Consider the following 12969-nt stretch of genomic DNA (forward strand, 5'->3'; position numbering starts at 1 on the left):
GCGGCGGGCTTCGTACGCCACGAGCCCGCCCCCGGCCAGGTCTTCCACCTGCCGCCGGGCTCCCAGCCGCAGCACGGCCAGTCGCAGCAGCAGTACGCACAGCAGGCGCCCAGGTACGGCGGCCAGGCCCAGCCCCCGCACGGCGCACCGCAGCACCAGCAGTACGGGCAGCAGCCCCCGCAGCACGGGCAGCAGCAACCTCCGCAGTACGGGCAGCAGGCGCCGCAGTACGGGCAGCAGGCGCCCTACAGCGGCTGGCCGCCGCAGTAGGAGAAAGGGCAGGAGTCGATCACCCCTGCCAGACGATCGACTGGAGCGCGGAAGAGACCTATGCCCTCGTGTCGGATCATGATCACCGTCTGCGGGTCGGATCGAAGGCGCGCCACAGGTCGCGGCGCAGCTTGTGCGTGCACCCCGGATACTTCCTCTGCTCGGTGTTCGAGGCAGCGACGAGGAGCTTGGCGTCAACGAGCTGGTCTCTGTTGACGATGTCGCGCCCCTGAGTACGGCCGCCTTTCAGGACAGGGCTGCCACCCCTCACCGGATAGCCAACGTCCGTCATGGTCCAGGATGCTCATGCGAACCGGACAGAGGGGCGGCAGCGATGCGGGTGCTGACTTGGCCTTCCCGTCCCGCCGGGGTCGGCGCCGGAATGGTGCATGCGCAGCTGACCACGGTAGGGCACGGCCGGCAGCCGGTCGGCGAGATCTACCTCCATCGCGGGCCGCCGACCTGGGTCTACATGTCCGTTGACCTCGCGGACGCCGGCAACATGTACGGCGGGAAGATCTCCTGCGTGCTGGTACACAAGGACGGCAGCACCGTACGCGTCGGTACGTTCACCCTGCACCGCGGCTACGGCTACTGGGGAGCCCCGGCCTCCGTGAACCCGACCACGCTCTCCGGCGCCCGCCTGACCTCCGCCGACGGCACGGTGCTCGCCACCGCACACTTCGGGGCAGGGTAGCTCTGACTGTCGGTGCCTTGCTCAACACCGCCGCCGCATACACCACAGAACGCCGGTGACGACCAACACGATCCCCCGTTGCGCGGTCGGTGACTGCGAGATCAAGCGGGCCACAAGACTGCACATCGGGTGCGCCACGCGGGCCTGGCCGGCCCGGCCTGCGCGCCTACCGTGAACGGGTGCGCAGCGGCACAGAAGGGGCAGGGACGTGTGTATCCCGGCCCGTTTTGTACGGTGCCTCTTCCCGCCCGCGTGTCTCATCCATGTCGCGGCGCAGGGCGAGAAGTCCGCAGAGCAGCAATGCCCCGAGCACCGCGCCGGACGCGGCGGGCCAGCCGCCCACCGTGATCAGGGGTGCGGCGAGCGCGGAGCCGGCCACACCTGCAAGGAAGTAGAGGAGCAGGTAGACGCCGGTGAGGCTGCCGCCGCGGTAGGGGTCGATGGCGAGGACGCGGGCCTGGTTGGCGGCCTGTGCGGTGAAGGAGCCTGCGTCGACGAGGGCCAGGCCCGCCGCGGTGACGGCAGGGTGGTCAAGGCCGGTGCAGAGCAGGGCGGCGCCGACGGCGGCCGTGCTCATGCTGGTGCAGATCACGGCACGTGGCCCGAAGCGGTCGCCGAGGCGTCCGGCGACGGGCAGCGCGGCGAAGCCGAGGGCGCCGGCCAGGCTGTAGAGCCCGATGGCGGCGGCGTCGAGACCGTATGGCGGCTGGGCGAGCCGCACGGTGAGCGCGACCCAGACGAGGCTGAAGGCGAAGTACCACAGGCTGCCGGCCGCCACGGCGTGGCGCAGGACACGGTGACGGCGCAGGAGGCCGGGCAGCGCGGTGAGAGTGGCGAGATAGCTGTGCGTGGGCGCGGGCCGGTCGTCCGGCAGGCGCAGCCAGGCGCCGGCGGCGCACACGAGCACGAGCCCGGCGAACGCGAGCAGCATTCCGCGCCAGCCGAGCGCATGCGCGAGTACCCCGCCGACGAGCCGGCTCAGCAGGATCCCGGCGGACATCCCCGCGGCGACCAGCGCGACGGCTGTCCCGCGCCGCTCCCCGGGCACCGTTCGCCCGGCGATCGTCGAGGACTGTGCGCTGACGCTCGCGCCCGCTCCGATGATCACGTACGCGGCGAGCAGCAGCCACAGGCCGCGAGCGGCCGCGGCCAGGAACAGGCCGCTCGCGAGCATCGCGAGCTGGCCCGTGACGAGGCGGCGCGGCGCCGCGCGGTCGGCGAGCGGAAGCAGGAACGCGAAGCCCGCGATGCATCCCACGAGCGCGGCCGTCGTGACGAGGCCGATGGCGGGCACCGACGTGCCGGTGTCACGGGCGACGTCACCGAGCGCGGGCTGGATCGCGTAGTTGTTGGCCAGAGCGATGCCGGCCGTGCCGGCGAGCAGGCCGACGGAGCCACGGGGCGGGCGACTCACGGCGCGTCCCCACGCACCAGGACCACTGCGTAACGGCATTGATCGCTGGTGGAGTTGATGAAGACGCAGGGTGCGGGCGGGCCCAGCTCGACGGTGTCGCCTGCGTCCAGCTCGTGAGTCGACTCGCCCTCACGGAAGGTGAGATGACCCTCGAGCACCCAGATGAGCTGCCGGTGGAACGCGAACGCAGCCGCAGGGTAGGGGACTTCGGCCCCGGCGGGCAGCAGGATCTCCGCCATCTCGGCCGGGAATCCGGTCCCCGAGATCTGCCGTCGCGTGTAGCCGGTGCCCGGGTCGAGCCATTGGGGCGCCTCGTCGGCGCGCCGCACCCTCCCCGCTCCCGCCTCCGGGTCGAGCAGGGTGGCGACGCTCAGCTGGAACGCCGCCGACAGCTTGCCCAGGACCACGGCGGTCGGGTTGCTCTCGCCACGCTCGATCCGGTTGATCATCGCCCGCGAGACCCCCGATTCCTGCGCCAGCTCGGCGAGCGTCCAGCGGCGCCGGTCCCGCTCCGCGCGGATGCGTGCGCCGATGCGCTCCACCAGAGGGTCTACGATATTAGACATGCATCCACTATACGAGAATGGCGTGCGGGCGGTGACGGTCCGCCCCGCACTGCCCAGCGACCTGGACACCGTCCTGGCCATCCGCAACCACGCCATCGAGCACGGCACGGCACTGTGGACAGACACACCGCAGTCCCGCGACGAAGGAGCGGCCTGGCTCGGCGCGCACCTGGAGCGCGGTTCGGCGTACGTGGCCGAGCAGGGCGGAGCAGTCGTGGGATTCGGCGTCTACGGCCCCTGGAAGGGCTACTCCGGCTTCCGGCACACCGTCGAGAACTCGGTGTACGTCGCCGATGGCCACCATGGCCACGGTATCGGCTCCACGCTCCTCGGCACACTGGTCACCTCCGCCACGACGGCGGGCCTGCACGTGATGATCGCGGGTATCGAGGCGGGGAACACTCCGTCCGTCCGCCTCCACGAGCGCCACGGCTTCGAGCACGCCGGCACGGTGCGCGAGGTGGGCACGAAGTTCGGCCGCTGGCTCGATCTGACGCTGATGCAACGGCAACTGAACTGACCGCACCCCGTACCGCCGGACCTGGGCACCCCCAGCCCGGACTCATTCCTGCGGGGACAGAGACGGCGCACCACAACCCAGCCCTCGGCTGCCGATGTCGGCCCGGGACTGAGCTACGTCGTCGCGTCCAGTGACAGGGTGCCCTGATCATCCTTGATCTTCACCTTGACCCAGGCATGGCCGCTGCTGTTGCCGTCACCGACGCCGCTGACATTGCACTCGAACTCCCGGCCCGCCTCGACGGGGATGGAAGCGGGGCAGGCCACATCGTCGATGGTCGGGGGCTTCGCGAAGGCGTCGTCGGAATCGACGCCGTTGAGTACGGCCCGCGCCAACGCATCCTGATCCAAGACTCGTTGCGGCTGCACGGCGGGGCTCCCGGCCAACAGCATGATGGTGACGGTGAGCGCACAACAGGCGATCACGGCAAGGGAGAACGCGATGACCCTACGGGCGAAGTTGCGTTGATCAGTCACGCGGACAGTCCTATCCGGCTGTCCGCGTACAGACAACCCCTGCGGCGCGGGGCGGACTCCGTGCACGCGGCGGCCGTGGTGGCCGGATCGGTCGGGGTGGGTCCTGTCCGGCCCCACGGCTGTGCGGTCAGCCGAAGTCGAGCGTGCCTCGGGGTGGAGTCGGCGGGCCTGGGGGTGTGTGGCGCTGCTTGGCGGCCTCCCGAGGTTCCGGCATGCAAGCCACTCCGCGAGGGCTTTCCAACTGCGCAGATAACAGTGGGTGATTGATCGAGATGCAGAGGGCGGCAGGGCCTGTTTCGCTGATGTGGCCCGCTCTTCCCCCGTCACCCAAGGAGTGATCATGAGCGCTACAGGCGAGCGTGCCCAGCAGATCCGTGCCCGGGCTCAGGAACTGGAACAGGCCGCGGAGCGTGCCACGGACCCGCAGGAGCGTCAGCGTCTGAAGGACCAGGCCCGCCAGTTCAGGGAGCAGAGCGCGCACGCAGGCGGTACCGGTGCGCCGGACGTCGACCCGACGGTGTCGTCCCGCCGGTAGTTCCCCGCATCAGACACCGGCCGGTGGCCGGCCTGCGTGGCCTCCTTTTGGCACGTGAGAGGCCCCCGGCCGGTCACTGCTGTCTCCGCTCAAGAACAACGCCTCCGCCGCCAACAGCATCGGCAGACGCCCGCAGCTCAGCCGCCGCGGCGCGCGCGTGCGGCTCGCACCGACTCCTCCAGCATGGCCATCAAGTCCACCGCCGGCCCGGGCTCGGGCGGCGCGGCCAGCTCGCCGCCGGCCACCTTCGCCTCGACCAGCTGCTCAAGCGCGTGACCGAAGTCGTCCCGGAGCCGGCCGATCTCGACACCCGTGAATTCGCGCATGGACAGCGCCATGACGGCGGGAGGCGGCCGCTTTTGACATCCCGAGGACGGGGCGTCACATCCGATCGGGTCGTGTGAGAGTGCGGGACGGGCTTGCTGAAAGCACCACAGGCTGGCTTCTGTTTTCCCTCAGCACCCGAGCGCTGAGATCATCCTCGCCTCCCCCGGCCTCGGCATCCAGCTCGGCGCCCGGCTGCTCGCAGAGATCGGAGACGACCGGCAGCGGTTTGCCGACGTGCGGCAGCGGCCGGGCGGCAGCGCCGCGACCCCAAGCACCCGCGGCCACGCCCGAGGAACTGGAGGCCGCGAAGCGGATGAGAGAGGGCCGCCCGTGGTACAACTGCCCGATTCCCATGCTGCCCGTGGCCCAGCTGTACGCCCCCGACGCCCCCCTTCTGACCGCCCCGGGCCGCCCGGGCCGCTCTCCTCCAGGTCCTGTGGTGCCCCTGCGAGCATCCGGCCCACCACAGGACCGGACTGTTGTGGCGCTCCTCGGCCGCTGTCACCGACGTGCTCGACACACCGCCCGGGCCACCCATGATCCAGTTCGACCGGTATCTGCCGAATCTCCGTGCCTACGCGCACCGAAGCAGGTCACCGAATACCCCAAACCCTTGGAGCTGAGCGAGGAGCTTCAGGATCAGCTGAGCGACGCGGGCCAGTGGGAAACAGCCAGAGCGGCGTGGAACGGTACGCATGAGATTGCCCCGCAGGAGTTCTACCCGGACATGCTGTCCCAAGCCCAGCTGGAAGACCGGCGGCTGGACCCGCTGGGGCCTCACCGACCCCATCCCTCGCCCCTGCCCCGAATGCGGCACCGAGGCGGCCTCGCTCCTCACCATCGCAGCCTCGAAGTGGCGCTCCAGCAGTGAGCCAGTGAGAGCTGGACCCCCGAGGAGGACCAGGCGAACCCGGCTCCGAACGGCAGCCGCCTGCACACGCGCTCCTTGTGGGAGCGAGTGCCGACCGAAGGGCAACGGCCAGCAGCAGTACGCAACAGGACGGGCGATTTCGGGTGAGGTAGGTCACTGACACGTTCTGGTCGATCTTGGAATGCGCGGGTCCCTCGCACTGCTGAGCCTTGTGGGCTCGCCTCTGCCCATCCCTGTTCCAAGGCGGCGCCGGGCCATCGTGCTCACCACGCTGACCACTGGGTGGGAGACACTCCTAGTCCCATCCACACCCATCCGCTCATGAACCACTGTCTTCGAAAGGTCTCCCGCACCATGCCGCTGGCTCTGCTGGCCCTTGCTGTTGTCGCGTTCGGCATCGGTACGACCGAGTTCGCCACGATGGGGCTGCTGCCCCAGATCGCTGACGGCATCGACGTATCCGTGCCGCATGCCGGCAACCTTGTATCGGCCTACGCGCTCGGTGTCGTCGTCGGCGCCCCCGTACTGACGGGCATCGGCGCGCGCGTTCCCCACAAGCGGCTGCTACTGCTCCTGTCCGGGCTGTTCGTGGTCGGCAACATCGCCTCCGCGCTCGCTCCCAACTTCGGACTGCTCTTCGCCGCGCGCTTTCTGGCCGGCCTGCCGCACGGAGCGTTGTTCGGTGTGGGAGCCGTCGTCGCTTCCCGCCTGGTCGCCCCCGAACGGGCCGCACGTGCCGTCTCCAAGATGTTCCTCGGGCTCACCATTGCGAACATCATCGGCGTGCCGGCGAGTACGGCCCTCGGGCAGCACCTGGGCTGGCGGTCCGCCTACTGGGCGGTCGCCGTCATCGGCATCATCGCCCTCGCCTCGCTGGCCCTCTTCGTTCCCCACCAGCCACGCGGCCGGCAGTCCGGCATCCGGCACGAACTGCGGGCGATGGGCAACAAGCAGGTCGCGATCGGCCTGGCCACCGCCGTCGTCGGGTTCGGCGGGTTCTTCGCCGTCTACAGCTACCTGGTGCCCATGCTCACGAACGTGACGGGCATCTCCGACTCCTCCACCACACTGGTCCTCGCGCTCTACGGTGTCGGCATGACGCTCGGGACAGTGATCGCAGGCCCGCTCACGGACCGCGCCCTGAGGCCGACGCTGTACGCGGGGCTCGCCCTGCTCGCCGCGGCGCTGGTGACGTTCTATTTCACCGTCCACAGCACCGTGCCCGCGCTGGTGACCATCGCCTTCATCGGTGCGATGGGTTCTCTCATCACCACGCCCGTCCAGATGTTGCTCATGGCCAAGGCCCAGAACGCTCCGACGATGGCGGCCGCCTCCAACCACTCCGCATTCAACCTCGCCAACGCGGGCGGTGCCTGGCTCGGCGGACTGGCCATCTCGGCGGGCTGGGGCTGGACCTCGCCGAACCTGGTCGGGGCCGCTCTCGCCCTGGCCGGCCTCGGCCTCGCCTTCACGGGAGGCCTCATGGACCGGGACACCCGACGCTCGGAGGTGGTCACCTCGTCCCGCGCCGAACACTCGACGGAAGCCGACCAGGTCAGCGCGGCTCGATGAGAGCGCGTGCGGGTCGCACAGGGCCCGGCCTCCGGCGCCGAACTGCATGATGTGCCAGAGGTGCCAGGCCGGCGTGCCTGCCGGGGCCGCGGGCGACTGAGCGCAGACAGCAGTGACCGGCCGGCGGCCTCTCGCGTGGCAGAAAGCCACGGAGGCCGGCCACCGGCCGGTGTCTGTGCTCGGAACTACCGGGCTACAGCGTCGGGTCGATGTCCGACTTGCCCGTGCCGCCTACGTGCTCGCTCTGCTCCTTGAGCTGGCGGGCCTTGTCCTTCAGACGCTGGCGCTCCTGCGGGTCAGTGGCGCGCTCCGCGGCCTGTTCCAGGTCCTGGGCCTTGGCACGCATCTGCTGGATACGACCGGACTCGCCTGCAGCGCTCATGATCACTCCTTGGGTGATGGGGAAGAGCGGGCCACATCAGAAAAACAGGCCCCACCACCCCCTGCATGTCGAGCGGTCACCCCCTGTTATCTACGCAGCTGGAAAGGCCCTCACGAAGCGACTTTCCTGCCGGACCCTGCTCAGGTCGTGGGGTGCTCTGGCTCAGTGGCCCCGGTCCCACGGGGTCGGGTACGAGGCGGTCGGGGTCGGCCGGGGCCGCGGCCTGTCCCAGTCCGGGAACTTCACCGGAAACCCGGCCCTCGACCGGGGCTGGGAGGTCACGTCCGCGGGAGTGGTGTATTGACGGCCACTCGGTGATCTCGATTTGAGGCTATGCGGTGAGTTCGGTGGGCAGGTCGGTGTCGTCGGTTTCTGACTCGATCGGGTGTAGGCGGGCCTTGGCCAGCAGGTCGAGTCCCATGTAGCGGCGGGCTTCGGTCCACTCGTCGTTCTGCTCGGCCAGCACCGCACCGACCAGCCGGATCAGGGCGGTGCGGTCGGGAAAGATCCCGACCACGTCGGTGCGACGGCGGATCTCCTTGTTCAGCCTCTCCTGCGGATTGTTCGACCAGATCTGCCGCCAGATCTCACGGGGAAACGCGGTGAACGCCAGGAGATCGTGCTGAGCTGTGTCCAAGTGGGCTGCTGCCTTGGGGAACTTGGCCTCCAGCGCGTCCAGGACGTGTCGCATCTGAGCCTGGACCGCCTCGGTGTCGGGCTGCTCGAACACCGTCCGCAGCAGGGTGGCCACCCATGGCTGAGCCGACTTGGGGACATGGCTCAGCAGATTTCGGGCGTAATGAAACCGTACGAAATCAACTTGGTGGCTCGTTCGGTGTGTTCGACTTGGGCTCGAGCGATGTGAGCAGTTCGTCGGCATTGCGAAAGCGGAACGAGCCTGGTGCCGGATGGTACCCGTCTTCTTCGAGGATCGGGCGGACGTCGAGGAAGGCGTTGCCGATGGTGCGAGGGCTGACTTGGAAGAGGTCGGCCAGGACCCAGCGGTTGCAGACTTTGCGCTGGTTGAGGAGGGTGGCCAGAACCCGGTCGGCGTCAGTGATCTTCTGTGGGAAGACCCCGCCGCGGGACCCGGGCTGGCGCTGGCCACCGCGCTGCCGGTAACGGCGCCGCTCGGCCAGCGCCGCCTGCCTCACGGACACACGGTCGATCAGCTCTTCCAGGGAGTCGCGGTTGATGCCGGTCAGTGACGGATCGGAAAGGATCGCGGAGGCGCGTGGACGGTCGGAGGGTCGGTCCTCGAGGAACGTCAGGACGTCCTGGGCCCGAGGGAAGCGGAGCGTGGTCGGGGAGAGGGGGTAGCCGATCTCGTCCAGCAGCAGCCGAGCCTCGTTGATGGCTTGGCCGATCACGGGCTGGGTCAGGCCCAGCAGATCACACAGGACGTTCTGGGAGAACAGCTGCCGCAGATAGAGGACGGCGACCAGGAGACGGTTGTGGCCGGTGAGCGCGGGGCGGCCGTGGGCGCCCGGGGCCTGGCGGCGTCGGCCGCCCCGCTGCCGGTAGCAGCGTTGTTCGCGATAGGCAGCCTGGGCCGGAGTCAACTCCTCGGCCAGTGCGGCGAGTTCCTCGCGGTCCATGCCGGTCAGCCGAGGGTCGGCCAGCAGCACCAGGACCGCCTCACGCCTGGCGGCGGCGCCAGCACCCCGGTCCTCGCCTGGCGCCGCGGCGACGGTCTCACTGGCGGATTGGATGGTGTAGTTCCAAGTGCCGCGTACCTCGTGATGCTCGATGGGAAGTGAGTCCAGATGTGCTCTGCTGACTCCGACCCCTGTGGGGTAGGCACCGGTGTCCAGCTCGGCCTCGACCCGCAGTCCGGCGCGGGTCCGTGTCGCGGCGATGGTGTTGACGACCACTTCGTGGCTGGTCAGTGGGCGGCCGCGCCAGTTCATGGCGATGTGGGAGAACAGCCTGTGCTCGACCTTGTTCCATTTCGATGTGCCCGGCGGGAAGTGACACACGGTGATCGACAGGCCCGTCTCGGCAGCGAGGGCGGCCAGTTCCGACTTCCAGACGCGGTAGCGGTAGCTGTTCGAGCCGCCCGCGTCCGCGGTGATCATCAGGCGGCTGGCGTGGGGGTAGTCGTGGTGGCCGCGGGCCTGCCACCAGCGGCGGATGGAGGCGACCGCGAAGGTGGAGGTGTCATGGTCGACGCCGACGTTGACCCAACCGGCATCGGCGGTCAGGTCGTAGATGCCGTACGGGATCGCCGTATCGCCCTTCGGGCCGGTGAAGAAGCTGTGGTCCTCCACCTGGACCGGCTCGCCCTTCGGCCGCCACTGACGGCCCACGTTCGGCAGCAGGCCGAGCATCTCCTTCTTCTTCGTGTCCACGCTGATCACCGGTTCGCCGTCGGCCTGGTGCCGCTTGACCTGCTCGTTGATGTAGCGGAACTGGGCGTCCCGGTCCGGATGCTGCTTACCCTCCAGCGTCTTGGCCTGGGCCTGCAGGCTGAACCCGTTCTCCTTGAGTAGCCGGCCCACCGTCATTGCCGAGACGGGATGTCCCTGCTGGGTCAGTTCCTGGGCCAGGGTGCGCAGCGACTTCGTCGTCCAGCGCAGCGGTGACATCGGGTCACCTCGCTCATCCGGCTCGACCAGAGCCATCAGCGCCGGCAGCACCCCGGCATCGGCCTCCTCGACACGTTTGCGTCCGCCGCCCGGTCTGCGTACCCGTCCTTCGGGAAACGGCATCTCGTTGATGCCCAGCTCGAGGACGCCCCGGCGGACCGTCGTCTCGCTCGCCCCGGCAGCACGGGCGACCGCTCGGACACCGCCATGGCCCAGCAGCCTGGCCTCGGCCGCCAGCATTAACCGGCGCTGCCGTTCGTTCAGGTGCGGCAGCAACACCTCGAATCGCACGGCAAGTTGGCCGTGCACCCCCTCCGAAATCGCCATACCCAGGCCAACGACATCAGCAGACGGAAGCGACACCTTGTTTCTCGACGGGTTCAATGGGTGCGACATCGCTGCCACGATGCTCCGGGCAGCACTGCACCGATCGCGGTGACCAGGCCGGTGTGGGCGTCGGAGATGACCAGCTGGACGCCGGACAGGCCGCGAGCGATCAAGGACCGCAGGAAGGCGAGCCAGCCGGCCCCGTCCTCGCACGTGGCGACGTCGATGCCGAGGATCTCGCGGTGCCCGTCGGCGTTCACGCCGACCGCGATCAGTGCGTGGACGTTGATGATGCGGCCACCCTCGCGGACCTTCTGAGTCAGTGCGTCGACCCAGACGAACGCGTAGGGCCCGGCGTCGAGCGGCCGGTTGCGGTAGGCTGCGACCTGTTCGTCCAGGTGCTTGGCCATCGTGCTGACCTGGGACTTCGACAGCTGGGTGACGCCGAGGGACTCGGCGAGTTTCTCGACTCTGCGCGTACTCACGCCGAGCAGGTAGGCGGTAGCGACGACCGAGATGAGGGCCTGTTCGGCCCGCCGGCGGCGTTCGAGGAGCCAGTGCGGGAAGTAACTGCCCTGCCTCAGCTTGGGGATGGCGAGTTCGACGGTGCCGGCGCGGGTGTCCCACTCGCGTGGGCGGTAGCCGTTGCGGTGGTTGACGCGTTCGTCGCTGACCTGCCCGTATTCGGCGTTGCAGAGGGCATCGGCCTCGGCAGACATGAGTGCGTCGGCGAACGTCTTGACCATTGCGCGCAGCAGGTCGGGACTCGCCGCGGCGAGGTTGTCTTCGGCGAGGGCGTGCAGGGGCAGACTGTCTGGTGCGGTCATCGTGCTGATCTCCTTCGAGGCTTCGTCACTTCGAAGATCAGCCGGTGGCCGTTCATCTATGCGGGCACCATCCCGATGCCGGAGCAAACCCCCGGATCAGGTCGAACCCGTACACCACTTCCCTGGACGCAACCGGCTGGGACACCTTCCTTCCGGAGCCGTCTGCGCGGCCGCTGCCTGTGGTGTCCGCGAAGGCGAAGCCATCAGGGCGATGGTGGCCAGGACACTCATCTCCCGCCTCGCGCCGGACGCCCATCGCGAGTGCGCCCGGATCTTCATGCCGTCCGCGCGTATGTACTCCTTCACGTGCACCAATGGCCGCTCCGCTTCCAGGCCCGGTGCACCGCTGCGCGCACGGGACCCTGCAGGAAAGCAGTCGCCACTGACAACACGTCAGGATGTGTTGCTCTCGGGGGCCAGATTCAGTCACAGTTCGAGCCTCCGCCCCCGCCGCGCGTGACCTGCCACAGACGCCGGAAATCACGATGCCCCCTACGGGTGAGCTCACGGGCCGGTTGTCTTGGTTGTCCTGTGGCGGCGAACGTTGTGCGCGTGGCATCGAGGTTGAGCAGGGTAGGGATCGAGTGCCTAGCGTGCGGCGGCTCGACTCGATCGAGAGCGAGATGGGCGACGCGCAGCGGCTGTTGCGGGTGCTCGTGCGGGCCCAGGGTTTCGATCCCGGTGCCGAGTAGGGCATCTGGCCCAGGAAGTTGTCAGGGCCCGGTACGCATGACGCGTACCGGGCGCCTGGCATTTGGAGGCAGGGCCTCGCGGTTGGTGTCGGAGACCGCCCTCGTTCAGCAGCCCGCAGGTCTCCTGCCTGCGCGGTTTCCAGGTGGTTTGGGTACCAGTGTGGTGTCGGGTCGGCGGTGCGACGGGCACGCGCTGACGACGCCGGCGAGGGCCTGGACGCGGAACTGCCAGGGCGGAATCACGCGAACAAGTCTCCGGGTGTGTGACCCGCTCGATCGCGCCATGCGGCCGATGACCATCTCCGGGATCGGGTAGGCCGGGCGGATCAGCGCAATCCGGCGAAGAGATCGTTCTCGGGTACGGCCGCGCCGGTGGCGTCCTGGACTCGTACGAAGGTCTCCATGCCCATCAACTCGCCGAACCTCTCCTTGCCCATTTTGAGGAAGAAGATGTTCTCGCCCTGGCTGGCGTGCGCGGCCAGCGCATCGAACTTCTGACCGCTGAACGCGGTGGTGTCCACCCACGTGGTGATCTCATCGTCGGGGAGGCCGATCTCGGCCATCGCGGCGGCCTCGGCAGGATCCGGCTCCGGCATGTCCGGATGAAACTCGCGCATGATCTCGCCGAACCGCTGCATCCCCGAGCGGGGCATCGTCGTCCAGTACACCTTCGGTGTCAGCTCGGTCATCTCCAGCGCTGCCATCGTGATGCGGTGGGCCTGGATGTGGTCGGGGTGGCCGTAGAAACCGTTCTCGTCATAGGTGACGACCACATCGGGCCGGTAGCGCCGCATGAGGTCGGCAAGTCGGGCGGCGCCTTCCTCAACGGGGGTCTGCCAGAAGGATCCGGGGGCGTCGTTGCTCGGCCAGCCCATCATCCCGGAGTCGGCATAGTCCAGCATCTC

At 68.9% G+C, this 12969-nt stretch carries 12 protein-coding genes and 3 pseudogenes; 5 read left to right on the forward strand and 10 right to left on the reverse strand.

Features of this window, described 5'->3' with window-relative positions; translation table 11 throughout:
- Positions 1 to 270, forward strand: a pseudogene (locus ACZ67T_RS45600) (hypothetical protein); the annotation flags it as partial.
- A gap of 82 nt (positions 271 to 352) precedes the next feature.
- On the opposite strand, the gene ACZ67T_RS45605 reads toward ACZ67T_RS45600, so the two are convergent.
- Positions 353 to 562, reverse strand: coding sequence for a hypothetical protein (locus tag ACZ67T_RS45605; protein ID WP_469992886.1), 210 nt, complete (start codon positions 560 to 562; stop codon positions 353 to 355).
- A 42-nt stretch (positions 563 to 604) separates the two neighbouring features.
- On the opposite strand from ACZ67T_RS45605, the gene ACZ67T_RS45610 reads away from it, so the two are divergent.
- Positions 605 to 967 (forward strand): hypothetical protein, encoded by a 363-nt coding sequence (locus ACZ67T_RS45610; protein WP_469992887.1) that lies wholly within the window; start codon positions 605 to 607, stop codon positions 965 to 967.
- A gap of 166 nt (positions 968 to 1133) precedes the next feature.
- Here the strand turns inward: ACZ67T_RS45610 and ACZ67T_RS45615 are convergent, their stop codons facing one another.
- Positions 1134 to 2381, reverse strand: coding sequence for an MFS transporter (locus tag ACZ67T_RS45615; RefSeq protein ID WP_469992889.1), 1248 nt, complete (start codon positions 2379 to 2381; stop codon positions 1134 to 1136).
- Positions 2378 to 2947 carry a helix-turn-helix domain-containing protein gene (locus ACZ67T_RS45620; RefSeq protein WP_469992891.1) on the reverse strand — a complete coding sequence of 190 codons (570 nt, stop codon included), beginning with the start codon at positions 2945 to 2947 and terminating at the stop codon, positions 2378 to 2380. Before ACZ67T_RS45620 ends, ACZ67T_RS45615 begins: the two co-directional genes overlap by 4 nt.
- Between ACZ67T_RS45620 and ACZ67T_RS45625 the strand changes: the two genes are divergently transcribed.
- Positions 2946 to 3467, forward strand: a complete 522-nt coding sequence (locus ACZ67T_RS45625) for a GNAT family N-acetyltransferase (protein WP_469992892.1) — start codon at positions 2946 to 2948, stop codon at positions 3465 to 3467. The two genes, ACZ67T_RS45620 and ACZ67T_RS45625, sit on opposite strands and share 2 nt — an antisense overlap.
- Positions 3468 to 3580: 113 nt before the next feature.
- Here ACZ67T_RS45625 and ACZ67T_RS45630 read toward each other — a convergent pair whose 3' ends face one another.
- Positions 3581 to 3943 (reverse strand): DUF4333 domain-containing protein, encoded by a 363-nt coding sequence (locus ACZ67T_RS45630; protein WP_469992894.1) that lies wholly within the window; start codon positions 3941 to 3943, stop codon positions 3581 to 3583.
- A gap of 340 nt (positions 3944 to 4283) precedes the next feature.
- Here ACZ67T_RS45630 and ACZ67T_RS45635 point away from each other — a divergent pair, with 340 nt between their 5' ends.
- Complete coding sequence (locus ACZ67T_RS45635; RefSeq protein WP_469992896.1) at positions 4284 to 4478, forward strand: DUF6381 family protein; 195 nt, start codon at positions 4284 to 4286, stop codon at positions 4476 to 4478.
- A 137-nt stretch (positions 4479 to 4615) separates the two neighbouring features.
- Here the strand turns inward: ACZ67T_RS45635 and ACZ67T_RS45640 are convergent, their stop codons facing one another.
- Positions 4616 to 4804: a hypothetical protein gene (locus ACZ67T_RS45640; RefSeq protein ID WP_469992897.1), complete on the reverse strand. Its 189-nt coding sequence runs from the start codon at positions 4802 to 4804 to the stop codon at positions 4616 to 4618.
- A 1226-nt stretch (positions 4805 to 6030) separates the two neighbouring features.
- On the opposite strand from ACZ67T_RS45640, the gene ACZ67T_RS45645 reads away from it, so the two are divergent.
- Complete coding sequence (locus tag ACZ67T_RS45645; RefSeq protein ID WP_469992899.1) at positions 6031 to 7248, forward strand: MFS transporter; 1218 nt, start codon at positions 6031 to 6033, stop codon at positions 7246 to 7248.
- A gap of 193 nt (positions 7249 to 7441) precedes the next feature.
- On the opposite strand, the gene ACZ67T_RS45650 is transcribed toward ACZ67T_RS45645, so the two are convergent.
- From ACZ67T_RS45650 to ACZ67T_RS45670, 5 genes and pseudogenes are all read right to left on the reverse strand, one after another.
- On the reverse strand, positions 7442 to 7630 hold the full coding sequence (locus ACZ67T_RS45650) for a DUF6381 family protein (RefSeq protein ID WP_469992901.1): 189 nt from the start codon (positions 7628 to 7630) through the stop codon (positions 7442 to 7444).
- 331 nt (positions 7631 to 7961) lie between these two features.
- Positions 7962 to 8438 (reverse strand): annotated as a pseudogene (locus ACZ67T_RS45655) (transposase); the annotation flags it as partial.
- Between the two features lie 7 nt (positions 8439 to 8445).
- On the reverse strand, positions 8446 to 10545 hold the full coding sequence (locus ACZ67T_RS45660) for an ISAzo13 family transposase (RefSeq protein WP_469992907.1): 2100 nt from the start codon (positions 10543 to 10545) through the stop codon (positions 8446 to 8448).
- Positions 10546 to 10601: 56 nt separating this feature from the next.
- Positions 10602 to 11372 (reverse strand): annotated as a pseudogene (locus ACZ67T_RS45665) (IS256 family transposase); the annotation flags it as partial.
- A gap of 1018 nt (positions 11373 to 12390) precedes the next feature.
- Positions 12391 to 12969, reverse strand: a 579-nt coding sequence (locus ACZ67T_RS45670; protein WP_469992909.1) for a PIG-L family deacetylase, incomplete at its 5' end; no start/stop codon positions are given.

The organism is Streptomyces sp. NPDC107517 (assembly GCF_055582645.1).